Raw genomic sequence first — 21,244 nt, 5'->3', positions numbered from 1 at the left:
ACGCGATCATCGGCCGGTGGGAGCACACCCTGCGCGCCGGTGTCGAGGCGCTCGGCTCCGGCACCCAGGCCGGCTCCCGCCTCGAGGAGACCGCGGAGTTCTTCGCCTTCCTGCAGAAGGAACTGCATTCGATGATGGACCGCTGGCGCGACCACAAGGAACAGCTCCGCGAGCACAAGGCATAGCTCTGCGGGTGTGCGTCACCGAGGACGGGCACCCGTCAGACGGCGTCGTCGCCCCGGATCCGGACGAACCGTACGGTCGCCTGCCGTCCCGTGCGCACACGGACCTCGACCAACGGGCCCTCGCGCACCGGTCGCAGGGGCGATCCGTCCTCGTCCCGGACCTCCGGACCGAGCAGGCCGGCGACCGCCGCCGCGATCCGCCCTGCGGTGACCGGGTCGAGACGGGGTGAGGTCTGCGCGCGGGTCGCGTCGTCGAACTCGACCAGCACCGAGTCGGGGCGCCGTTCCGAGCCGATGACGCCGACCAGCCGGGCGTCGACGGTCTCGGCGTGCCGCACCTTGATCCACCCCGGCCTGGCGCCGGGCCGGTAGGCGGAGCCGAGCCCCTTGCAGACCAGGCCCTCCACGCCGTGCGGCACCAGGGTCTCGTACCAGTCCAGCGCCACGGCGCGGTCCGTAGTCGCCAGCACGGTCTGCACCTGCGGTGCCAGGTCGCGCAACGCCGTGCGCAGCAGCTTCCAGCGGTCGGCGAGCGGCAGGTCCCGGATGTCGCTGCCGGGAACGGCGAGGCAGTCGAAAGCGACGTACGCCACGACGATGCCCGCCGCACGGCGCTGCGCGTCGGGGCGCAGCAACTCGGTGAAGGCGAACTTCCCGTCGGCCCAGGCGCAGATCTCACCGTCGAGCACGAGCCCGGCGGGCAACGCCTGGGTGAGGGTGGTGGCGAGGCCGGGGAACTCGGCGGCGATGTCGCGCCCGGAGCGGGTCTGCAGGACCGTGCGGCCACCGAGGGCGAACGCGACGGTGCGGAATCCGTCCAGCTTGACGCTGTACTGCACTCCGCCGGGCAGCGCGTCCTCGGCCGGGATGCCGGCTTCCGTGCGGGGGCGCATCACGTCGACCTGCGGACGCACGACGACCGGATCCGGACGGTTCACAAGGGCCGCCTCATGAGGGCCGCGTCATGACGGCAGCTTCCCGGCCCGCTTGCGCTCCAGGAGCGGAGCGAACAGGTCTCCGTGTTCGGCCACCCGGTCGGGGACGTCGGCGATGGTGAACGTGAGCTGCTCCGGATCGTCGCACTCCTCGATCTCGTCCCACGACACGGGCGTGGACACGGTGGGCGTGGCGCGGGCGCGGACGGTGTACGGGGCGGCGGTGGTCTTCTTCGCCGAGTTCTGCGACCAGTCGATGAAGATCTTCTCGGTGCGCAGATTCTTGGTCATCCTCGACACCACCTGGTCGGGATGGTCCGCCTCCAGCTCCTTCGCGAGCGCCTTGGCGTAGGCCGCGGCCTGCTCGGGCGAGGCACCGGTCAGCGGCGCGTACAGATGCAGGCCCTTGGAGCCCGACGTCTTCGCCCAGGACTCGATGCCGTCGGCGCGCATCCGCTCACGCAGCAGGAGGGCGACGGCGCAGCAGTCGACCACGGTGCGGTCCTCGCCGGGGTCCAGGTCGAACACGAGCCGGTCCGCCGTTCCGGGCGCGGCGGCCCTCCACTGCGGGACGTGCAGCTCGATGCACGCCAGGTTCGCCGCCCACACGAGGGTGGCGAGGTCGTTGATCTGCACCTGCTCCATCTCCTCGCCGCCGCTGCGCTCGGTGACCGACGTCGTCACCCAGCTGGGGGTACCTGACGGCGGTCTCTTGGCGAAGAACGACGTGGCGTCCACCCCGCTGGGGGCGCGCAGGAGCGACAGGGGCCGGCCGCGCAGGTGAGGCAGCAGGACGGGGGCGACGGTGGCGTAGTAGTGCACCAGTTCGCCCTTGGTCGTGCCGGTCCGCGGATACAGGATCCGCTCCAAGTGGGTGAGGGACAGCTCGCGACCCTCGATCTCCGTGATCGGCATAGTATGAAATCTCTCACATTTAGGGATAAAACGATGAGATCGCTCTGGAGCGGCACTCTGTCATTCGGCCTGGTCGCCGTACCCGTCAAGCTCGGCTCGGCCGTCAGCAGTCACAAGCTCGGCTTCCGGCAGATCCATACAGCCGACCACGGGCGGGTGCGTCTCCAGAAGGTCTGTGCACTCGACGAGCAGGTCCTCACCCAGGCCGAGATCGGCAGGGCGTACGAGACGGCCGACGATCAGCTGATCGAGATCTCCGACGACGAGTTGAAGGCCCTGCCGCTCCCCACGGCCAAGACCATCGAGGTGAGCGGGTTCCTCGATGCCGACAGCGTCGACTTCCTGAAGCTGGACACGCCCTACTTCCTCGCCCCGGCCGATGCCACCGCCAACAAGGCCTACGTCCTGATGCGCGAAGCGCTCCAGCGGTCCGGCAAGGCGGCCGTCGGCAAGCTCGCGATGCACAACAGCGAGCACCTCGCACTGGTGCGCGCCCACGACGACGTGCTGATCCTGCAGACCCTGCGCTGGCCCGACGAGGTCAAGTCGACGTCCGAGGCCGCCCCGACCGGCAAGGTGAACATCACCGACGCCGAACTCGACCTCGCGGACACCCTCATCAACGCCCTTGGCCAAGCCGACCTGGAGGAGTACACGGACAACTACGCCGAAGCCGTACAGGCCCTCGTCAGTGCGAAGGTCGAGGGCGGCGAAGCACCGTCCGCGGCCGACGGAACCGGAGGCGGCGGCAAGGTCGTCGACCTGATGGCCGCCCTGGAGGCCAGCGTCGCCCAGGCCAGGAGCACCCGCCCCGACAACGCCACCGACGCGACCGTCACGCCCATCAAGAAGCCGGCGAAGAAGACCGCCGCCAAGCGCGCGGCCCCGGCGCAGAAATCGCCACCCAAGAGCAGCGACACCAAGAAGTCCACCGCGAAGAAGACCACGGCGAAGAAGACCACGGCGACGAAATCGGCGGGCGGGACGGCCACGAAGGCGACCGCCAAGAAGACCGCGGCGAAGCCGGCGAAGAAGACCGCCGCGAAGACCGCAGCCGGCAAGAACACCCGCAGCGCCTGAACCGCCGTCCATCGCGCATCCGTGTCCCGTCCGGCCGATACTGGTCAGGTGGACAGTGGTCGTACGGCAACCGCGCCCTCCGGCGTGATCGACGAGGCGGTCCAGTGCCTGCCCGCGCCCGCCCTGCGGCCCTACATCGCGGGGTACTGCGGTTACCGGCAGGACGGTGTCCCGCCCACGCGGCACCGCGGCATGCCCTCGCCCTTCCTGACGTTGATCTTCACCCTCGACGACCCGCTGACCGTGGAAGTGCACCCCGACCCACGGCAGCCGCCCGGCCGCTACGACGCACTGCTCGGCGGCCTGCACACCACGTCGGCGCTGATCACCCACGGCGGACGGCAGTCCGGTATCCAGGTGGCGCTCAGCCCGCTCGGCGCGCGCGCCCTGCTGCATCTCCCCGCGGGTGAACTCGCCAATGCCGACATCCCGGCCGACGCCGTCCTGGGACGGCTCGCCGACGAGGTACGGGCCCGGCTGCGCGACGCCCCCGACTGGCGGCAGCGATTCGCCGTCCTCGACCGGATCCTGTGGCGGTACGCGCGCCCGGAATCCGCTGTCCCGCCACAAGTGGTCCGCGCCTGGGACCTGTTGCTGCGCTCCGGGGGCGCGCTGTCCGCGTCGGCGCTCGCGAAGGACGTGGGCTGGAGCGGCAGGCATCTGGCCGGCCGGTTCCACACCGAGATCGGACTGAGCCCCAAGGCCGCGGCCCGGGTCATCCGTTTCGACCGGGCGCGGCGGCTGCTGGTCGTCCGGGCCTGCGGCCGGGGACGCGACGTCCTGGACGGTCGCGACGGCCTGCCGGATACGTACGCTCCCGGCACTCCGAACGGTCTGGCGGATCTCGCGGCCGACTGCGGCTACTTCGACCAGGCGCACCTCGCGCGCGAGTTCCGCTCCCTGGCCGGCTGCGCGCCGAGCCGCTGGCTGGCCGAGGAGTTCCGAAACGTCCAAGCCTTCGCCGCCCCCTCGGCGGCAGAGTGGACATCGGACGAGGACAGCGGGGCCGTCCAGCACTGAAGCCGCTCCGCCGCAGCACCGACCCGAGGAGGTCCGGCCCGCATGGACGCCACCGAGAGCACCGATGCCACCGAGACGACCGACACCACCGCCGCCACGGACGGCAAGGAGCCCGCGCCCCAGGTGTGGCCCAGTCTGCGCGCCCGTGATGCGCGCGCGCTGATCCGGTTCCTGGTCGAGGCGTTCGGCTTCGAGGAGACCGTCGTGTATGGCGAGGGCGACCGCGTCGACCATGCCCAGCTCGACTGGCCGCCGGGCGGCGGCATCATGCTCGGCAGCGTCCCCGAGGACGGCGCGGCGGACCATGTCGCCCTGGTGCCGGGCACCTTCGGCGCCTACGTCGTCACCGATGAGCCCGACGCGCTGTACGACCGCGCCCGAGCGGCCGGAGCCGAGATCATCATGGAACTGACCGATACCGACTACGGGTCACGTGACTTCGCCGCGCGTGACCCCGAGGGAAACCGGTGGTTCTTCGGCACGTACCGCGGTGCGCCGCGGAAGTAGGGACCGCGCAAGGGACCCGCGGAGGGAACCGCGAACGGGGGAGGGGGCGGTACCGCCAGGAATACCGGCGGTACCGCCCCCTCGTGGGTGCGTGGTGCTTACTTCGCGGAGCCCGCGCCGGACGAGGGCGAACCGTACCGGCGCTCGAAGCGCTCGACGCGGCCCGCGGTGTCCAGCACGCGGGACGTGCCCGTGTAGAACGGGTGGCTCGCCGAGGACGTCTCCACGTCGACGACGGGGTAGGTGCTGCCGTCCTCCCACTCCACGGTCTTGTCACTGCCCGCGGTCGAACGCGTCAGGAATGCGAAGTCCGCTGAACGGTCGCGGAAGACGACCGGGCGGGAGACGGGGTGGATGCCGAACTTCATGGGAGATACCTTCCGTTGTGCGGAACGGGTGGGGCGGCCGGTCCTCGTTGCCGGCGGGATGCGCGCGGCCTGATCCGCGGTGTTCGCGTGATCCGGCTGATCCGTGCGGTCAGCGCTCCTCGCGGAAGAGGACGTGCTGTCCGGCGGCCGGGTCGTACTTGCGCAGCACCAGACGGTCGGGGTTGTTGCGACGGTTCTTGCGCGTGACGTAGCTCTGACCGGTGCCGGCCGTCGAACGCAGAGTGATGACCGGACGGGCGTCATTGCGTGCCATGGAATTCCCTTCCAATGCGGTGGTCTCCAGGACACCGAACGTAATGATTGTCATTGTCATTCGGTATCTGCTCGTCTCAACGCGACCCACCGCCCGCACATTCCCGATCCGGGAACTCGCTCAAAGCGACGATCGTTCACTTTGTGTGATCGAAGATCCCGGAGGTTACTGCGGCTCCAGCGTCCACCACTGGGAGGCGACGTCCTGGTCCTCCCACTGCTGAACGTTCGCGCCGTCCTCCTTGCTGCCGTCGGCGACCTCCAGCGTCTTGCCGCTGATGCCGCTCACGAGGGTGACGGTGCCGGGTGCGTCGAGGTGCTGCTCGATCAGCCATTCCTGGGCGCCGAAGTTGTTGGGCCGCCACTGCTGGACGTTCACCCCGTTCTCGGTGGCGGCGCCCGCCACGTCGAGCCGTTTGCCGCTCCGGACGTTCTCGAGGTGGTAGAGCGCGCTGCCTTCGTGGATCGGGAGCACCCGCCAGAGCTGCGCGTCGGTTCCGTTCTCCACGCCCTGCTGGACGTTGGCGCCGCTGTTCCTGCGGCCGTCGGCGACCTCCAGCAACAGGCCGCTGCCCACGTTGCGCACGCGGTACAGGCCCTCTTCGACCGCTGCCGGCCACTGCGAACCGCTCACCGTTTCCAGCCCCCGTGTCCATGGTTCACCGACTGCCGACCCTGCCAGCCGTGCGGCGGCGGTGCAAGATCGACGCGGCATGCGGCGCGAGGAGGTCCCAATGCGCCGAGGCGGGGGCGGTGGGGTGCGGTGTTCGATACGCTGACGGCTCCCGGGTGGTGACTCCTGGAGAGCGCTCTCCCGGGCGTGCTATAAAGACCGACATGAGCGAAGTCCTCCGACCGGCACTTTCGGGACCTCCCACGCTGGAGGATGTGGCCCGCGTGGCGGGTGTCTCGCGTGCGACGGTCTCCCGGGTCATCAACGGGACCCGCAATGTCGACCCGGCCATCCAGGAGACGGTCCGCCAGGCCATCGCCGCGACCGGCTACGTGCCCAACACCGCGGCCCGGTCGCTCGTGACCCGGCGTACCGGGGCCATCGCGCTGGTGGTGTCCGGTGCGGGCGGTCCCGGGCCGGACGACGCGGTGCGGAGCGAGGTGTTCGTCGACCCCTTCTTCGGCCGGGTGGTCAGTGGTGTGGTGGGGTTCTTGCGGCCGTTGGGAATGCATCCGGTGCTGATGCTGGCCGAGACCGGCACGGCGCGCGACCAGGTGGTGGCGTATCTGCGGCAGGGCAACGCCGACGGGGCGATGGTGGTGTCCACGCATGCGGGCGACCCGCTGCCGGAGCAGATCACCGAGGCGGGGGTGCCCGCGGTGCTGTTCGCCCGGCCGGCCCGGCCGATCCCGATCAGCTATGTCGATGTCGCGCATCAGGACGGGGCCCGGCTGGCGGCCGACCGGCTGGTGGAGCGCGGCTGCCGGGAGGTGGTGACGATCTCCGGTCCGCTGGACGTCCCGGCCAGTCAGGACCGGCTGACCGGCTTCCGCGAGGCGATGGCCCGCCACGGCTTCCCCTATGTGCCGTGCGCGGAGGGCAACTTCACCCAGGGCAGCGGCGAGGCCGCGATGGAACGCCTGCTGGCCGAACATCCCCGCCTCGACGGGGTCTTCGCCGCCAACGACCTGATGGCCCAGGGCGCCCTGCTCGTTCTGCGCGACCACGGCCGCCACGTTCCCGACGACGTCAAGGTCATCGGCTTCGACGACAGCAGCGCCGCCACCGCGTCACGCCCCGCACTCACCACCATTCGCCAGCCCGTGGAAGACATGGCAGGTGAAATGGCCCGTCTCCTCCTGGACCGCATCACCACACCACAGCAGCGCATCACCTCCGTCATCTTCGAACCGACCCTCGTCATCCGGCAGTCCGCCTGAGATCTCGGGCCCACGTCCCGACTCAGTGCGCTGGAGAGCGCTCTCCAATCCATCGGGCAGGATCTGCCGGGAACCCGACGCCGGGGCGTCCTGTGCCGGGAGCCGGCCCCCTTCGGGCACCATGGGTGGCATGGCCACCATGATCGACGCCGAATGGCGCGCATTCATCAGCGAGGGAACCCGTACCGGCAAGCTCGCCACCGTCCGCGCCGACGGGCGCCCGCACCTCGCGCCGGTCTGGTTCCTCCTCGATGGGGACGACCTGGTCCTCAACACCGGCAAGGCGACCGTCAAGGGCCGCAACCTCGCCCGTGACGGCCGGGTGAGCATCTGCGTCGACGACGACCGTCCGCCGTTCTCGTTCGTGGTCATCGAGGGCAAGGCCCGGATCAGCGAGGAGCTGCCGGAGGTCCGCGACTGGGCGACCCGTATCGCCCATCGCTACATGGGCCCCGAGCAGGCCGAGGTGTACGGCGCCCGCAACGGCGTCCCGGGTGAACTCCTCGTACGCGTGCACATCGACAAGGTCATCGCGGTCAGGGGCGTGGCCGACTAGGGCGTGTTTCGGAAGGAGCGGCGTTCGCCCGGAGGGCGTGGCCCACGGCGTCTGGTGGGTGCGCTCGCATGGCGGAGGGTCGTCCTCGTACTGGACGTAGGTGGACGAGCCCGACAACGCGGCGAGTGCGCGTGCCAGGCGTCGTGGGCCAGGCGGGACTTTCGCAACACGCCCTAGGCGAAGCGCCGGTCTCGGGCGGCCGCGCCGCCGAACTCGCGCAGTGCCTCCTCGACGATCGCCTCCAGGCGGGCGTGGTGCGCACCCCGCCAGTACACCCGCTCGCAGGCGGCGCACTGCGCGAAGACGTCGTACGAGCGCTGCGTGCCGTGCCGCAGCTGGTCCTGGACCGACTCCTTGTCGGCGTTGGCTAGCGGGCCGTTGCAGGCCACGCACCGGGACCACGGGGTGAGCGCGGGCGCGAAGCGCTGCAGGACGTCGCGGAGTTGATCCTCGGGGCGGTCGCTGTAGATGTACGCCCCGGCCCAGATCTCCCGCCGCCGGAGCAGCCCCCGGTCGCGGGAGAGCATGACGCGCTGCTCCTTCGCGGAGAGCGTGGCCAGCGCGGGGTCGCCGATGTCCTCGTTCTCGTAGGCGGCGTCGACGCCCAGCAGGCGCAGTCGCCGCGCGAGAGTGCCGAGGTGGACGTCGAGCAGGAACCGCAGGGGCGCCCCCGGCACGTGCTGGGGGCGCTCGACCGCCTGGACGTGAACGGTCTCGCCCGCGTCGGGGATGTGCGAGACGGGCACCGCGCTGCCGTCGACGAGCAGCAGCCCCGCTTCGGTGAGCGGGACGCCGAGCGATTCGACGACATGGCCGAGCGTCGAGGTGCCGTCGGTGACGACCGTGCTCGGGCCCTGACGCCGTTCCGCGGGGACGAAGAGGTGCAGCTCAGGGGCGAAAATGATGTCGATCTCCGGTCCGTTCACGCGGTCAGGATGTCATCACGGGGCGGGGCCGGGCCAGTTGATTCCGCTGGGTGTCCCCAGCGGACACCGAGTGATTGTTAGATAACTTTCCTAACAGACTATTGACTTGCGCCGGTGCTCGGACCGACTCTGCGGTGACCCTGCTGGATCCCCCTGGCAACGGAGGCACCATGAGCCGCACCATGAGTCGGCGTGCTCTTGTCGCGTTCTTCGCGACCGCCTGTCTCGTCCTCATCTCGGCGTTCGCCGGACTGGTGAACGCGGCGCCGAGTTCCGCGGCCCCCGCGGCCACGACGCAACAGACGTTCCTGACGTTCTACGGCTGGTACGACAACACACCGCCCGGCGGCGACATCTCGTACCCGCAGATCCACGACACGGCCGGCGGTACCGGCACGTTCGCGGATCCGATCACCTTCGCGACCTCCAAGGCGGAGCTCCCGGCCGGCACGAAGGTGTGGGTCGAGCGGGTCAGGAAGTACTTCATCATGGAGGACAGCTGTCAGGAGTGCGAGGCGGACTGGAGCGAGGAGGGGCCCAACGGCGGCCCCGGCCTGCACCACATCGACCTGTGGCTGGGCGGCAAGGGCGGCAACGCGATGAACGCCATCGACTGTGAGGACGCGTTGACGCACTACAACGCGGACAGCACGCCGACGATGGAACCGGTCGTCGTCAACCCCGGCGCCAACGAGCCCTACGACCCGACGCCGATCTTCAACACCAGCACCGGCAAGTGCTACGGCGGCGCCCAGCCCAACACCACGATCGGCCAGTACAAGAACGGCTCGAACGCGCAGTGCATGGAGGATCCCGGTAACAGCTCCACTCCCGGCACCGCCCTCAAGACCGCCGCCTGCAACGGCTCGGCGGCCCAGCGCTTCACCTTCCACGGCGCCTTCATGGTGATCAACAACCTCTGCGCGGCGACGTCCGGCAGCAACATCGTCCTCAACACCTGCACCGGCGGCCCGACTCAGCAGTGGTCGGTCAACCCCAACGGCACCATCTCCGACATGCAGACCGGGCAGAAGTGCTTCCGGACCTCGAGCGCCAAGGTGGTCGCCGGCAGCTGCTCCGGCACCGCGAGCCAGTGGGCCTTCACAGCCGGTTCCACCACCAACGACTTCTCGCTGTCGCTGAACCCGGCGGCGGGTTCGGTCAACGCGGGAGCGTCCACGACCTCGACGGTGTCCGTGCCGGTGGCCTCCGGTACGGCGGAGCCGGTGACGCTCTCCGCCACCGGCGCTCCGTCGGGTGTCAGTGTGAGCTTCGCGCCCTCGACGGTGACCGCGGGTGGCACTTCGGTGATGACGGTGTCGGCCAACGCCGCTGCCACCTCCGGCTCCGCGGCGCTCACGGTCACCGGAACCTCGGCATCGGCCGCGCACTCGGCGGGTTACGCACTGACCGTCACCGCTCCCGGCGGCGGCCCGGTGCTGCTGTCCCAGGGCCGGACGGCGACGGCCTCCTCGGTCGAATCGACATCCTTCGCGGCGGCGGCCGCCTTCGACGGCAACCTCACCGCCACCCGGTGGGCCAGCAAGGAAGGCACCGACCCGCAGTGGCTGCGCGTCGATCTGGGCGCCACGGCGAACGTCAGCCACGTCAAGCTCCTCTGGGAGGCCGCGTACGGCAAGGCGTACACGATCCAGACCTCCCCTGACGGTACGACCTGGACGACGATCTACTCCACCACCACCGGCAACGGTGCCACCGACGACCTGACCGGGCTCACCGGCACCGGCCGCTACGTCCGGGTGAACGGCACTGCCCGGGGCACCGCTTACGGCTACTCCCTCTACGAGATGCAGGTGTACGGCACGACCGCCTCGTAGCGGATCCTGGGGTGACGGCAACCGTCCACGAGCCCGAGCGTGGACGGTTGCTTATGCGGGTGCGCGTCTGAGCGATGGTTCGTAGTCCCGCCGGGGACTTGACTGGAGCCATGAGCAACCAGCCGAACGTAGCCGTCCGACACCCCGCAGGGAGAAGCGAAGCGATGAGTGCTGCCCACCACACCAACGGCGCCCCGAACATCCACCCGACGCCCCAGGCTCCGCTGCACCACCCGGCGCTTCCGGTCCCCGCCCGCAAGAGCGCGGCCGGCCCGGTGCTGGGCGCCGCCACCGTCGCCACGGCACTCATGGCGGGTGTCTTCTTCAGCTTCGACGTCGCGGTTATGCCGGGCCTGGGCCGCGGTGACGACCGGACATTCATCGGCGCGATGCAGAACATCAACGTGGCCATCGAGAACCCGGTGTTCTTCCTCGCGTTCTTCGGCGCCCTGGTGCTGACGGGCGTCGCGGCCTTCCAGCAGCGGCGGTTGGGGCGGCGCGCCGTGTTCGGCTGGGTGCTGGCGTCGGTGGCGCTGTACGTCGTGGCGCTCCTCGTCACGATGGGCGCGAACATCCCGCTCAACGACGAGCTCGCGAAGGCCGGCGACCCCGCGCACATCCGCGATCTGGCCGCGGTGCGCGCCAAGTTCGAGAACACCTGGATCGCGCTCAACATGGTGCGTACGGCGGCGTCCACGGTGGCCGTGGGCTGCCTGAGCCGCGCCCTGTTCCTGCACGGCCGGGGCGACGCCGGGGCGGGCAGCCGTTGAGAGCCCCCGACGGGCCGGTCCCGCACCGCGAGAAGCGGCTGTGGGACCGCTGCGGGAGGCGGCGCGGGGACCGGGCGTGGGACGGTGCGCGGCGCGGGGGACGGATGGTCAGGGCAGGACGACGCCGGTCGTTCCCTCGTTGCCGTCACCGGTGTTGACGGTGCCCCGCGGTTCGAACATCAGGATCCGGGTCCCCGGCTCGGCCACCGGCTTGTGCAGGGTGCCGCGCGGCACGGTGAACACCTCGTGCGGGCCCAGCTCGACGGTTCCGTCCGGCAGTTCCAGCCGCAGCCGGCCGGCGAGGACGAGGAAGAACTCGTCGGTGTCCGCGTGCCGGTGCTCGGAGAACTCGCCCTCGACGTTGGCGACCTTGACGTCGTAGTCGTTCACCTGGGCCAGGACGTGCGGCAACCACTTCTCGGGGACGGCGTCCATGACGGTGTCGATATTGCGCTTCCCGCCCGGGACGGCCGGTGCCTCCGTGATGGATTCGACGCGCGGCGCGGCGATCTCCGCGTAGTCCTTGGCCGAGAGCGCCAGGGAACGGTCCAGCCGGGCCGCGTTGAAGAAGATCTCATCGTGGTGCAGCAGCGCCGGGTCCACGATGAGCTCCAGCTTCTCGTCGAACGAGAACGGCAGCACGGTGCCGCTGACACTCCCGGCCAGCCGCTCGGCGGTCTCCTTCGGCGCGAACGAGATGTACGTCCCGCCGAACAGCGCCTTCACCGCGCCGAGGTCCAGCCGCCGGTCACCGGGCACGACGGCGAGCACGTACTTGGTGGTCTTCTTGCCGAGCTTGACCATGACGATGATGCATTTCGCCGCCTGCGCCAGCGCGTTGCCCCGCAGCTCGCTGACCAGCTCGGTGGCACCCTGCGGCGCGTGGTCGATGGTCCGGTAGACCGCACCGTGCTCGTCGAGCAGTGCGATCAGCCCGTTGTACGTCCCGTGCTCGTTCGTTTCCGCCGTGTCCTCGGTGTCGGTCATGACTCATTAAACCTCGCGGCGAATGCGGCGCGGGTGGGGGAGTCCTCGCGCCGGTCCAGCACCGGGAAGACGACCTCGTCGAACCGGCCGGCGAAGCGCCCGGAGCCGGTCAGATGGCGGTGGAAGGCGTCCGCGACCTGCGCCGGATCGCACTGGAAGACCCCACAGCCCCAGGCGCCCAGCACCAGCCGCCGGCAGCCCTGGGCGGCGGCGACCTCCAGGACGCGCTCCGCGCGCGTCAGCAGCGCCCGCGGGATCAGGTCCACCCGGTCGGGGAGATTGCGGGTGATCACCCCGGCGTTCGGCGCGGGAGAGGTCAGGAAGCCCGCCTCGTACGGCTCCTCCAGCAGCGCGCCGCGGTCGTCGCGGAAGACCGGTACGGCGGGGGAGTGGATGACCCGGTCCGTGTAGAAGGGGTCGCGGTCGGCACGGTGGACGGCGTAGAAGTCCGGTGTGCTCACCACGCACGTGTAGAGGGCCGACGCGCGGCACAGTGATTCCTCCTGCGCCTGGGCGCCGTTGAGGTAACCGCCGCCCGGGTTGCGGGCCGAGGAGAAGTTGAGGACGGCGACGGGCCCGTCCGAGGCCGCCCTCAGCCGGCGCGCGGCCTGGAGGCTGCTCTCACCGGTCACGCCGAAGGCGGTGGCCGCCGGCGGAGCGGACGGCGGAGGCACGTCCACCGGCTCGGGCCCGAACAGCCGGGTCCCGGAGACCGCGCGGGCGACGCCGGCGGCGATCGAAACGTCCCGGCCGCTGGGCGCCGGATACCGGCCCGCCGCGACGATCTCCTGGGTGTGCCGGGCGATGCCGCGCAGCCGGGCGCTCATGCCGCGCGCCTTGTTCTGTTGGTGTTCACGGCTCCCGACCCTATGGCCCTCACCTGCGGCGGAGCCAGCGGTTTACCTCCTGCGGGGCCCGGTCGTGGACCGGGTTCGGCTGCGTTCCGGACGGCTCCGGCCCGTCGCCCGACGCGGACCTTGCGAACGCGACAGTCGCGATATAGCGTAAGTCTGGTCCGCGTCCGATCAGGAGGTTGCCCGGTGTCCGACACCCCAGCGGAGCCCCGCTCCGCCGACATCGACGTGCGCGCGTCGGACCAGGAGCGCGACCAGACCGCCGCGATTCTCGCCGACGCGCTCGCGACCGGCCGGCTCACCACGGACGAGCACGCCGAGCGGCTCGAAGCCACGTACTCGGCGCGCACCCGCGGTGAACTCGCCCCGATCACCGGCGATCTGCCGGAGCCGGCGGCGGGCGCGCACCTGGTCGCCCCCACCGACACGGATCCCGTCGACGCCCTCTTCAGCAAGATCCGGCGCGGCGGCCAGTGGCCGGTCCCGCCGCACACCGTCGCGCGCGCCCGGTTCGGCGCCGTCGTGATCGACCTGCGGCAGGCGGTGTTCACCCGCCGTGAAGTCGTCATCGAGGCCGGTTCGTTCTGTGGCAAGGTGGAGATCCTGGTCCCCGACAACGCGCGGGTCTACGACACCGGGACCGCCCTGTTCGGCAAGCGCTCCCAGCTCGGCGGACACGACAGGACCAAGGAGGACTGGGACGAGGACGGCCCCGTGGTGCACATCACCGGCCGGTCCGTGTTCGGCCATGTCCGGGTCATGCGCAGTTACAAGTACCCCTGGCGGGACGGGCGCTAGCGCGGCGACGGCGGCTCGTCGCGCGGTTCGCCCTTTCCCGGCGGCCGGCGCAGCAGCGCCGCGACGCCGCGTGCCTGCTCGGCCTTGACCTCGTTCGCGTAGCGGTCGACGTACTCCTGCCCGGACATCGCCAGGATCGCGTACATGATCTCGTCGGTCGCCGACCGCACCACGTACCGCTCGCCCTCCATGCCCTCGAACCGGCTGAACTCCAGAGGCGTGCCGAAGCGGATCGTGACCCGGCCCAGCCGGGGGAGCTTGCGGCCGGGCGGCTGCAGTTCGAAGGTGCCCACCATCGCGCACGGGATCACCGGCACCTGAGCCGTGATCGCCATCGCCGCGACCCCGGTACGCCCCTTGTACAGCCGGCCGTCGTGCGACCGGGTGCCCTCCGGATAGATGCCCAGCAGCTGGCCCCGCCGCAGCACCGCGAGCCCGGACTTCAGCGCCGCCTGGGAGGCCTTGCCGCCCGCCCGGTCCACCGGGATCTGGCCCACCCCGCGGAAGAACGCGGCGGTCAGCCGGCCCTTCAGCCCGGCGCCGGTGAAGTACTCGGCCTTGGCCAGGAAGGTGATCCGGCGCGGCAGGATCGCCGGCATCAGGAAGTGATCGGAGAACGACAGATGGTTGCCCGCGACGATCGCGGCACCGTCGTCCGGAATGTGCTCCAGCCCCTCGATCCGCGGCCGGAACAGCAGCCGCAGCAACGGCCCAAGGATCACGTATTTGAGCACGTGGTAGAACACGCGGCCCGTTTCCCCCCTCCACGCCGGGGAGCGCCCGCACCCCGGTGACCAGGCACAGTAGTGCCGATACGGGCGGGGCGCGAGAGTACCGGTATCGGCGGTGCCGGGGCGCGGGGCCCTTCGGGTGAACCGGGTGGCCGCGGAGTGCGCCCAGAGGTCAGCGGGGGAGCCGGATGGCGAACACCGCGGCGGTGCAGAGCCCGAGCAGCACCCAGGCGAACCACAGCCAGCCGTTCGCGCCCAGCGCCACCGTATAGGCGGACACGGCCACCAGAGATGCCGCGGTGCACACCGCCATCGCCTTCGCGGGTGTCGGCATGAGGCCCTCCTCCCCGAGAATCCCAGGACGACCCGCCCGGTGGCGGCCCGGTCTCCATGGTGACCGGCCGCCGCCTCCGGCGCTACCAGTCGCCGTCGGTCACCTGGCCGTCGTCCTTGAGTTTCTTCACCTGGCCGGGCTGGACCGGCGCCCACGGCTGCTGGTCGTCGCCCAGCCAGTCGCCCACCGGCTTCACGTCCGCCAGTGGTGCCGCGGCCGCCAGATCGGCGGCGTCCGCGTCGTAGTAGTCGAACCAGGGCAGGCCCGCCGCGTTGTAGGCCGCCCGGTCCACCGGGGACGGCGGCGGCGCCTCGCCGGTGATCTGCCGCCACTGCGGGGCGGTCGCCAGATGGACGAAGACCCGGCCCGACGGGGTCGGCCGCCAGTCGCCCGGCAGCCGCTCGTCGCGGTACACCTCCTGGCGCATCCGGCCGCCCGCGCCCAGGCCCATCGATGGTGCGGCAGGGGCGGCCATGGCCTCCATCGGCATCGCCGCGCCGTAGCCCGCCATGGGCGGCATTCCCTCGTCCTCCTCGGCGGCGACGCCCCAGGGCCCGCGGGTGGCGACCGCGCGCCGCTCCTGCTCGGCGCGCCAGACCGCGAGCGGCTCGTCCCGCAGCTCGAAGACCTGCAGCTGCACCCCGCCCCAGACCTCCTCGCCGGAGACCTGGCCCTCCACCGTCGCCCCCAGGCCCAGCGGAACCGCCACGAACTGCCGGATCGTGCCGGATCCGGAGTTGATGCCGTCCAGCCAGGGCTGCCGGGGCAGCACCACGTAGTTCTGCGGATCCTGTGACAGCCGATCGCTCCACGGCTGCCCCGAGACCGCACACACCTTGCCCACGCCCACCTGGAGCGCGGCCGGCACCGGCGAGGAGAAACTCAGCCACATCGCCTCGCGCTGGTAGACCGGCAGCACCACACCGCCGCGGGTCAGCCACTCGGCGGGCGCCCGGTCCGGATAGTCCGCCACCCGGCGCAGCGGAAACGTGCCGATCCCCGGCGGCAGCGGATGCGTCCCGGTCTCGGGCAGCCGCAACGTGCGCATGAACCGCACCGTCACTCCGCCCGGCAGCTCCAGCGCTCCGCCCGATATCCGCACCTGGTCCCCCATCTCGCGCCTCCCTTTGGTCAGCTGTTTCAGCCGCGACCGCGAGCATCCAAGGATGCCAAATAGGCGTTGTACGCCACCAGCTCCGCGTCCCCGTCCCGGTCGGCCGCGCGATCCGACCGCCGCGCCTGCCGTTGATCGGAGGTGTACCACTGGAACAGCAGCGCCACCAGCACGAGGACCGACGGGATCTCGCTGAACGCCCAGGCGATGCCGCCCGCCGCGCTCTGGTCCTGCAATGGATCTACCCCGAGGGACGCCGGGGGATGCAGGAACGTGGTCACCATCGGTTCGGTGCCCATCATCAGGGCGATGCCGAAGAACGCGTGGAACGGCATTCCCGCGAACAGCTCCAGCATCCGCATGATGTGGCTGGGGCGGTGCGGCCCCGGGTCCACGCCCATGATCGGCCAGAAAAAGACCAGGCCGACGGCGAGGAAGTGGGTCATCATCGCGATGTGTCCCAGCCTGCTGCCCATCAGGAAGTCGAAGAGCGGCGAGAAGTACACCGCGTACAGGCTCGCGATGAACAGCGGGATCGTGAACGCGGGATGGGTGACGAGCCGCATGTACCGGCTGTGCAGGAAGACCACCAGCAGCTCACGCGGCCCCTTGCGGCCGCGTCCGTGCGCGGTTGCCGGCAGCGCCCGCAGGGCCAGCGTCACCGGAGCGCCCAGCAGCAGCAGGATGGGGGAGAGCATGCTGATGACCATGTGCTGCACCATGTGCACGCTGAACATGACCATGCCGTAGTCGTTCATCGCGGTGCACATCACCGAGGCCACGGTCAGTACGCCCAGCACGAAGGCCACGATCCGGCCGGCCGGCCAGCGGTCGCCGCGCCGCCACAGCCGCACCACGCCCCACCCGTACAGCCCGAGCGCCAGCAGGCAGCCTGCCAGGAACACCGGGTCGCCGCTGAACTCCAGCCCCCGACCGAGGGTGAACGGCGGCAAGTCCATCGGCATGCCGTGTCCGCCGTGGTCCATGGGTCACTCTCTCCTGTTCGTGCCGACTGCCCCGCCCGCGCCGTCCGGCATTGTGCCGATTCGACCCGTGCGCCCGCACCAGACTAGAGCCGCCCCCGGCCGGTGATGCGGCCGGGGGCGGCCCCGTTACGTCGGAAGCGGGCGGCAGCCCGGCACAGCGTCCACCGGAAGGCGGACGGGCCCGGCTACAGGACGCACTCGGCCTCGATGTAGCGCTCGGCCGGCACGGTCTTGAGGTGCTCGACGGCCTCGGCCAGCGGCACCAGCTTGATGTCGGTGCCGCGCAGCGCCGTCATCATCCCGAAGTCACCGTTGTGGACGGCCTCCACCGCGTGCCAGCCGAACCGGGTGGCGAGCACCCGGTCGTAGGCGGTGGGCGTGCCACCGCGCTGCACATGGCCCAGGATCACCGGCCGCGCCTCCTTGCCGAGGCGCTGCTCCAGCTCCACCGACAGCTGGGTGGCGACTCCGGTGAACCGCTCGTGGCCGTAGATGTCCTTGGCACCGGACGAGAACTCCATCGAGCCCTCACGCGGCTTGGCACCCTCGGAGACCACGACGATCGCGAACTTCTTGCCCGCCGCGAACCGCTTGCCGACCAGATCGGCCAGCTCGCCGATGTCGAAGGGCCGCTCCGGCACCACGATGGCGTGCGCGCCGGCCGCCATGCCCGAGTGCAGGGCGATCCAGCCGGTGTGCCGGCCCATGACCTCGACGATCAGCACCCGCTGGTGCGATTCGGCGGTGGTCTTGAGGCGGTCGAGGGCCTCGGTGGCGACCATGACGGCCGTGTCGAACCCGAAGGTGACGTCCGTCGACGCGATGTCGTTGTCGATCGTCTTGGGCACGCCCACGATCGGCAGGCCGGCGTCCGACAGCAGCTTGGCCGCCTTGAGGGTGCCCTCACCGCCGATCGGGATGATCGCGTCCAGGCCCAGGTCCCGTACGTGGCCCCTGGCCTGCTCCACGCCACCGCGCAGATGCGCGGGCTGCACCCGGGACGAGCCCAGGATCGTTCCACCGCGGGCCAGGATGCCGCTGACGGCGTCCAGGTCCAGCTTGCGGTAGTCGCACTCCAGCAGGCCCTTCCAGCCGTCGTGGAACCCGATGACCTCATCGCCGTGGTCGACCACGGCGCGGTGCACCACCGACCGGATGACGGCATTGAGTCCGGGGCAGTCTCCGCCGCTCGTCAGCACACCAATACGCATTGCTCTCGCACTCCCGCGATTTCCAAACGGACGGCCGGACCCCGTCGTCCGGATGGAACCCCCGTTACCTTAGCCAGCCGCAGGCGGACGGCGCACAGCCGCCCGCACTGCGGACACCGCTCACCGCCTCAGGCGGGCTGGCCCGCCGCCGCGATCCGCTCCGTGCGCAGCGCCTCGTACCACTGGTCGTCGACCGGCGGCAGGGCGTTCACGTCCAGCGCCAGCTTCAGCAGCAGGTCGGCGATCTGCGGATTGCGGGCCATGACCGGGCCGTGCATGTACGTGCCGAAGACGGTGTCGTTGTACGCGCCCTCGGTCCCGTCGCCGGTCCCGTTGCCCTTGCCGTACCGGACGGTCGCCAGCGGGCGCGCGCTCGGGCCGACGTGGGTGATGCCCTGGTGGTTCTCGAAACCCGTCAGCGGCGGCAGGCCGAGCCGCGGGTCGATGTCGGCCAGGACGTCGCCGACGCAGCGCTCGCCGTCACCGCGCACGCTGACGACGTCGAGCAGCCCCAGGCCGGCCTCGGGGCGGCCCAGGTCGTTCACGAACTCATGGCCGAGGATCTGGTAGCCGGCGCACACGGAGAAGACGATCGCGCCGTTGGCGACCGCGCGGTTCAGTCCGCCGTCGCGGCGCAGCCGCTCCGCGGCGAGGCGCTGCGGGCGGTCCTCACCGCCGCCGATCAGATAGATGTCCCCGGAGGTGGGGATGGGCTGGTCGGACCGGACGTCGATCCGGCTGACGTTGAGGCGGCGCTGGCGGGCACGCCGCTCCACGACCAGGGCGTTGCCCTGGTCGCCGTAGGTGCTCAGCAGGTCCGGGTAGACCCACACCAGGCGAAGGCTGGAATCGCTCATGCTTGCTTCTCCTTGTCCGGGTCAGTTGCCGACGCGGCGGCGCAGGTCCTGGAAGGCCGTGTAGTTGGCGATGGTCTCGATCCGGCCGGGGGGCGCGGAGCGCACCGCCTCGTCGACGTCCGCGCAGACGCGGAAGTCCAGTCCCGCGACCTCCAGGCGGACCGCGAGGTCCAGCTTGCGGTCGCCGATGACGTAGATCGGGTGCCCGGCGAGCCGGGTGTAGTCCACGTCCCACAGCCAGGAGGTGTCGGTGCCGTCCGCGCCGCGGGCGTTGACGGACAGGATCACCGGGGTGGGCGGGCCGTCGATGAGGGAGAACGTCTCCAGCCAGCCGGCCGGGTTCTTCGCCAGCAGCAGCCGCAGCTCGCGCTCCAGGTAGGTGACGACGTCGTAACGTCCGGCCACCGCCTGCACCGCGTACATCCGCTCCAGCGCGACCTTCGGCTCCACCCCGAAGGCGGCCGCGGCCGCGGCGGACACGGCCGCGTTGGACTTGTTGGCCCGTCCCGGCAGTTGCAGGCGGATCGGCCAGGCCGCGCCGTACGGGTCGATGACGTGGTCGCCGGAGAGCGCCCAGGTCGGCGTGGGACGGCGGAAGCCGCAGTCACCGCAGAACCAGTCGTCGGAGGGGCGCTGGAGCACGCCGCCGCACGACGGGCACGACCAGGCGTCGTCCTTCCACTCCTGGCCGGCTGCGACCCACACCACGGTGGGGCAGGAGGAGGCGGCCCAGGTGATCAGCGGGTCGTCGGCGTTGGCGATGACGATGGCGTCCGTACCGGACAGGCCCTCGCGCCAGTGCTCGGCGAGCATGCGGGTCTCGGCCGCGCGGTCGAGCTGGTCGCGGGAGAGGTTCAGCAGGGCGATGGCCTTGGGGGCGACATCACGGGCGACGCCGGCCAGGTACTTCTCGTCGACCTCGATCACGCCGTAGCGGGCGTCCGCGCCGCCGGCGAGCGCCGAGGTGATACCGGCCGGCATGTTCGCGCCCAGAGCGTTGGAGACCACCGGGCCGTTGGCCCGCAGCGCCTCCGCGAGCAGCCGGGTCGTCGTCGTCTTGCCGTTGGTGGCGGACACCAGCACGACATCGAGGTGCCCTGCCAGCCGGGCCAGCAGATCGGGGTCGACCCTCAGGGCCACCCGTCCGCCGATCACCGATCCGCTGCCGCGACCCGCCGCACGGGACACCGCCGCAGCCGCCTTGCCCGCCGTCACGGCCAGCTTGGCCCGCGGAGTCAGTGGCTCCGAGTTGCCTGCCATCGTCTAACATCCTCCTCGCGTCCGGCCCCCACACCTGCACAAGCCTCGCGGTGGCCGAGTGTCCGCCCCTCCACGCCGATCCAACACCCGGGAGGCCTCGGTCTCGGAGCAGCCTATCTACATTCCCGCGCGGCCCCCGCACTGTCCGCCCCGCCACGTACAGGCTCTACGCTTGCCGGCATGCGACGCGGCACCATCCCCGGCAGTACCGGCACCATCCGTCCGATGCGTCTGATCGGCGACCCGGTGCTCCATGCGCCGTGCGCCGAGGTCACCGCGTTCGACGCCGAACTGGCCCGTCTCGTCGAGGACATGTTCGCCACCATGTACTCCGCCGACGGCGTCGGGCTGGCCGCCAACCAGATCGGTACGGCCCTGCGGGTGTTCGTCTACGACTGCCCCGACGACGAGGACGTGCGGCACCTGGGACATGTCGTCAACCCGCGGTTGGCGGAGGTGGACGGCGTCACCGTCACGGGTTCCGAGGGATGTCTGTCGCTGCCGGGCATCAACGCGGGCACCACCCGCCACGACCACGCGGTCGTGGAGGGCTTCGACGTCCGCGGTGAGCCGGTGCGGATCGCCGGCACCGGCTTCTTCGCCCGCTGTCTGCAGCACGAGTGCGACCACCTCGACGGCGGCCTGTTCACCGACCGCCTCGGCGGGCTGCGCCGCCGCCGCGCCCTGCGGGCCGCGCGCCGGGCGCCCTGGGCGCGGCAGAACTAGGTAGGGCCTGTCGTCCGGATCTCCGCGGCGTCGCGGAGATCCGGACGACAGGCCCTGGGGCCTGCCCGGCGGGATTCCGGGTTCTACAGCCCCGGGCTGCCCGCCCGGTCGCCGGCCGCG

At 71.0% G+C, this 21,244-nt stretch carries 25 protein-coding genes and 1 pseudogene; 10 read left to right on the top strand and 16 right to left on the bottom strand.

Annotation, left to right across the window (positions count from 1 at the left end; translation table 11 throughout):
• Window positions 1-5: 5 nt before the first annotated feature.
• Window positions 6-185: a hypothetical protein gene (locus C6N31_RS47160; RefSeq protein WP_498063724.1), complete on the top strand. Its 180-nt coding sequence runs from the start codon at window positions 6-8 to the stop codon at window positions 183-185.
• A gap of 35 nt (window positions 186-220) precedes the next feature.
• Here C6N31_RS47160 and C6N31_RS28895 read toward each other — a convergent pair whose 3' ends face one another.
• On the bottom strand, window positions 221-1,123 hold the full coding sequence (locus C6N31_RS28895) for an ATP-dependent DNA ligase (protein WP_269287316.1): 903 nt from the start codon (window positions 1,121-1,123) through the stop codon (window positions 221-223).
• A 24-nt stretch (window positions 1,124-1,147) separates the two neighbouring features.
• Window positions 1,148-2,035, bottom strand: coding sequence for a non-homologous end-joining DNA ligase (gene ligD, locus C6N31_RS28890; RefSeq protein WP_138354528.1), 888 nt, complete (start codon window positions 2,033-2,035; stop codon window positions 1,148-1,150).
• Window positions 2,036-2,068: 33 nt separating this feature from the next.
• On the opposite strand from ligD, the gene ku reads away from it, so the two are divergent.
• Genes ku through C6N31_RS28875 form a run of 3 tightly spaced genes read left to right on the top strand, consistent with a single transcriptional unit; the run spans window position 2,069 to window position 4,642 of the window.
• Window positions 2,069-3,115, top strand: a complete 1,047-nt coding sequence (ku, locus tag C6N31_RS28885; RefSeq protein WP_138354529.1) for a non-homologous end joining protein Ku — start codon at window positions 2,069-2,071, stop codon at window positions 3,113-3,115.
• Between the two features lie 48 nt (window positions 3,116-3,163).
• Window positions 3,164-4,135, top strand: coding sequence for a helix-turn-helix domain-containing protein (locus C6N31_RS28880; protein WP_244808990.1), 972 nt, complete (start codon window positions 3,164-3,166; stop codon window positions 4,133-4,135).
• A gap of 42 nt (window positions 4,136-4,177) precedes the next feature.
• A complete protein-coding gene (locus C6N31_RS28875; RefSeq protein ID WP_138354530.1) occupies window positions 4,178-4,642 on the top strand; it encodes a VOC family protein in 465 nt (154 codons plus the stop codon).
• A 98-nt stretch (window positions 4,643-4,740) separates the two neighbouring features.
• Here C6N31_RS28875 and C6N31_RS28870 read toward each other — a convergent pair whose 3' ends face one another.
• From C6N31_RS28870 to C6N31_RS28860, 3 genes are all read right to left on the bottom strand, one after another.
• Window positions 4,741-5,010, bottom strand: coding sequence for a type B 50S ribosomal protein L31 (locus tag C6N31_RS28870; RefSeq protein WP_138354531.1), 270 nt, complete (start codon window positions 5,008-5,010; stop codon window positions 4,741-4,743).
• A gap of 109 nt (window positions 5,011-5,119) precedes the next feature.
• A complete protein-coding gene (gene rpmG / locus C6N31_RS28865; protein WP_138354532.1) occupies window positions 5,120-5,284 on the bottom strand; it encodes a 50S ribosomal protein L33 in 165 nt (54 codons plus the stop codon).
• Between the two features lie 165 nt (window positions 5,285-5,449).
• A complete protein-coding gene (locus tag C6N31_RS28860; protein WP_244808989.1) occupies window positions 5,450-5,917 on the bottom strand; it encodes an RICIN domain-containing protein in 468 nt (155 codons plus the stop codon).
• A 203-nt stretch (window positions 5,918-6,120) separates the two neighbouring features.
• Between C6N31_RS28860 and C6N31_RS28855 the strand changes: the two genes are divergently transcribed.
• Both C6N31_RS28855 and C6N31_RS28850 read left to right on the top strand, forming a co-directional pair.
• Complete coding sequence (locus C6N31_RS28855) at window positions 6,121-7,176, top strand: LacI family DNA-binding transcriptional regulator (protein WP_138354534.1); 1,056 nt, start codon at window positions 6,121-6,123, stop codon at window positions 7,174-7,176.
• 139 nt (window positions 7,177-7,315) lie between these two features.
• Window positions 7,316-7,732, top strand: a complete 417-nt coding sequence (locus C6N31_RS28850; protein WP_381587252.1) for a PPOX class F420-dependent oxidoreductase — start codon at window positions 7,316-7,318, stop codon at window positions 7,730-7,732.
• Window positions 7,733-7,905: 173 nt separating this feature from the next.
• On the opposite strand, the gene C6N31_RS28845 is transcribed toward C6N31_RS28850, so the two are convergent.
• Window positions 7,906-8,658, bottom strand: coding sequence for a Mut7-C RNAse domain-containing protein (locus C6N31_RS28845; RefSeq protein WP_138354536.1), 753 nt, complete (start codon window positions 8,656-8,658; stop codon window positions 7,906-7,908).
• Between the two features lie 170 nt (window positions 8,659-8,828).
• On the opposite strand from C6N31_RS28845, the gene C6N31_RS45685 reads away from it, so the two are divergent.
• Together C6N31_RS45685 and C6N31_RS28835 are read left to right on the top strand one after the other, a co-directional pair.
• A complete protein-coding gene (locus C6N31_RS45685; RefSeq protein ID WP_198358553.1) occupies window positions 8,829-10,496 on the top strand; it encodes a discoidin domain-containing protein in 1,668 nt (555 codons plus the stop codon).
• A 164-nt stretch (window positions 10,497-10,660) separates the two neighbouring features.
• On the top strand, window positions 10,661-11,266 hold the full coding sequence (locus tag C6N31_RS28835; RefSeq protein ID WP_198358552.1) for an anthrone oxygenase family protein: 606 nt from the start codon (window positions 10,661-10,663) through the stop codon (window positions 11,264-11,266).
• 108 nt (window positions 11,267-11,374) lie between these two features.
• On the opposite strand, the gene C6N31_RS28830 is transcribed toward C6N31_RS28835, so the two are convergent.
• The 3 genes and pseudogenes from C6N31_RS28830 to C6N31_RS28820 form a co-directional block, all read right to left on the bottom strand.
• A complete protein-coding gene (locus tag C6N31_RS28830; RefSeq protein ID WP_138354567.1) occupies window positions 11,375-11,701 on the bottom strand; it encodes a cupin domain-containing protein in 327 nt (108 codons plus the stop codon).
• Window positions 11,702-11,749: 48 nt separating this feature from the next.
• A pseudogene (locus C6N31_RS28825) lies at window positions 11,750-12,253 on the bottom strand (YbaK/EbsC family protein); the annotation flags it as partial.
• Entirely contained in the window at window positions 12,250-13,080 is an 831-nt protein-coding gene (locus tag C6N31_RS28820) for a TIGR02452 family protein (protein WP_198358551.1), read from the bottom strand. The pseudogene C6N31_RS28825 and the gene C6N31_RS28820, both read right to left, overlap by 4 nt.
• 213 nt (window positions 13,081-13,293) lie before the next feature.
• On the opposite strand from C6N31_RS28820, the gene C6N31_RS28815 reads away from it, so the two are divergent.
• The gene (locus C6N31_RS28815) at window positions 13,294-13,905 is read left to right on the top strand and encodes a DUF1707 SHOCT-like domain-containing protein (protein WP_164298081.1); all 612 of its coding nucleotides are present in this window, start codon (window positions 13,294-13,296) and stop codon (window positions 13,903-13,905) included.
• On the opposite strand, the gene C6N31_RS28810 is transcribed toward C6N31_RS28815, so the two are convergent.
• The 7 genes from C6N31_RS28810 to C6N31_RS28780 form a co-directional block, all read right to left on the bottom strand.
• A complete protein-coding gene (locus C6N31_RS28810) occupies window positions 13,902-14,651 on the bottom strand; it encodes a lysophospholipid acyltransferase family protein (RefSeq protein ID WP_138354540.1) in 750 nt (249 codons plus the stop codon). The two genes, C6N31_RS28815 and C6N31_RS28810, sit on opposite strands and share 4 nt — an antisense overlap.
• 157 nt (window positions 14,652-14,808) lie before the next feature.
• Window positions 14,809-14,970 carry a hypothetical protein gene (locus C6N31_RS28805; RefSeq protein ID WP_187144749.1) on the bottom strand — a complete coding sequence of 54 codons (162 nt, stop codon included), beginning with the start codon at window positions 14,968-14,970 and terminating at the stop codon, window positions 14,809-14,811.
• Between the two features lie 82 nt (window positions 14,971-15,052).
• Window positions 15,053-16,084: a hypothetical protein gene (locus tag C6N31_RS28800; RefSeq protein ID WP_138354541.1), complete on the bottom strand. Its 1,032-nt coding sequence runs from the start codon at window positions 16,082-16,084 to the stop codon at window positions 15,053-15,055.
• Between the two features lie 26 nt (window positions 16,085-16,110).
• On the bottom strand, window positions 16,111-17,070 hold the full coding sequence (locus C6N31_RS28795) for a cytochrome c oxidase assembly protein (protein ID WP_138354542.1): 960 nt from the start codon (window positions 17,068-17,070) through the stop codon (window positions 16,111-16,113).
• Window positions 17,071-17,255: 185 nt separating this feature from the next.
• Window positions 17,256-18,281: a 6-phosphofructokinase gene (locus C6N31_RS28790; protein WP_138354543.1), complete on the bottom strand. Its 1,026-nt coding sequence runs from the start codon at window positions 18,279-18,281 to the stop codon at window positions 17,256-17,258.
• A gap of 128 nt (window positions 18,282-18,409) precedes the next feature.
• Entirely contained in the window at window positions 18,410-19,138 is a 729-nt protein-coding gene (locus C6N31_RS28785; RefSeq protein ID WP_138354544.1) for a type 1 glutamine amidotransferase, read from the bottom strand.
• Between the two features lie 21 nt (window positions 19,139-19,159).
• The gene (locus C6N31_RS28780) at window positions 19,160-20,398 is read right to left on the bottom strand and encodes a MurT ligase domain-containing protein (protein WP_138354545.1); all 1,239 of its coding nucleotides are present in this window, start codon (window positions 20,396-20,398) and stop codon (window positions 19,160-19,162) included.
• Window positions 20,399-20,578: 180 nt separating this feature from the next.
• On the opposite strand from C6N31_RS28780, the gene def reads away from it, so the two are divergent.
• Window positions 20,579-21,124 (top strand): peptide deformylase, encoded by a 546-nt coding sequence (gene def / locus C6N31_RS28775; RefSeq protein WP_138354546.1) that lies wholly within the window; start codon window positions 20,579-20,581, stop codon window positions 21,122-21,124.
• The last annotated feature ends 120 nt before the right edge of the window (window positions 21,125-21,244 follow it).

Origin of the sequence: Streptomyces fildesensis, assembly GCF_016107395.1 — a bacterium.
Lineage (GTDB): Bacteria > Actinomycetota > Actinomycetes > Streptomycetales > Streptomycetaceae > Actinacidiphila > Actinacidiphila fildesensis.
This window is presented reverse-complemented; position numbering and strand designations above follow the sequence as displayed.

Coding starts and splice junctions, on each gene's coding strand:
- C6N31_RS28795 (WP_138354542.1), bottom strand. CDS start 17,070: ATGGACCACGGCGGACACGGCATGCCGATGGACTTGCCGCCGTTCACC.
- C6N31_RS28830 (WP_138354567.1), bottom strand. CDS start 11,701: ATGGACGCCGTCCCCGAGAAGTGGTTGCCGCACGTCCTGGCCCAGGTG.
- C6N31_RS28790 (WP_138354543.1), bottom strand. CDS start 18,281: ATGCGTATTGGTGTGCTGACGAGCGGCGGAGACTGCCCCGGACTCAAT.
- C6N31_RS28855 (WP_138354534.1), top strand. CDS start 6,121: ATGAGCGAAGTCCTCCGACCGGCACTTTCGGGACCTCCCACGCTGGAG.
- C6N31_RS28875 (WP_138354530.1), top strand. CDS start 4,178: ATGGACGCCACCGAGAGCACCGATGCCACCGAGACGACCGACACCACC.
- C6N31_RS28800 (WP_138354541.1), bottom strand. CDS start 16,084: ATGGGGGACCAGGTGCGGATATCGGGCGGAGCGCTGGAGCTGCCGGGC.
- def (WP_138354546.1), top strand. CDS start 20,579: ATGCGACGCGGCACCATCCCCGGCAGTACCGGCACCATCCGTCCGATG.
- C6N31_RS28780 (WP_138354545.1), bottom strand. CDS start 20,398: ATGGCAGGCAACTCGGAGCCACTGACTCCGCGGGCCAAGCTGGCCGTG.
- C6N31_RS28785 (WP_138354544.1), bottom strand. CDS start 19,138: ATGAGCGATTCCAGCCTTCGCCTGGTGTGGGTCTACCCGGACCTGCTG.
- C6N31_RS28850 (WP_381587252.1), top strand. CDS start 7,316: ATGATCGACGCCGAATGGCGCGCATTCATCAGCGAGGGAACCCGTACC.
- C6N31_RS28805 (WP_187144749.1), bottom strand. CDS start 14,970: ATGCCGACACCCGCGAAGGCGATGGCGGTGTGCACCGCGGCATCTCTG.
- ligD (WP_138354528.1), bottom strand. CDS start 2,035: ATGCCGATCACGGAGATCGAGGGTCGCGAGCTGTCCCTCACCCACTTG.
- C6N31_RS28820 (WP_198358551.1), bottom strand. CDS start 13,080: ATGAGCGCCCGGCTGCGCGGCATCGCCCGGCACACCCAGGAGATCGTC.
- ku (WP_138354529.1), top strand. CDS start 2,069: ATGAGATCGCTCTGGAGCGGCACTCTGTCATTCGGCCTGGTCGCCGTA.
- rpmG (WP_138354532.1), bottom strand. CDS start 5,284: ATGGCACGCAATGACGCCCGTCCGGTCATCACTCTGCGTTCGACGGCC.
- C6N31_RS28835 (WP_198358552.1), top strand. CDS start 10,661: ATGAGTGCTGCCCACCACACCAACGGCGCCCCGAACATCCACCCGACG.
- C6N31_RS45685 (WP_198358553.1), top strand. CDS start 8,829: ATGAGCCGCACCATGAGTCGGCGTGCTCTTGTCGCGTTCTTCGCGACC.
- C6N31_RS28870 (WP_138354531.1), bottom strand. CDS start 5,010: ATGAAGTTCGGCATCCACCCCGTCTCCCGCCCGGTCGTCTTCCGCGAC.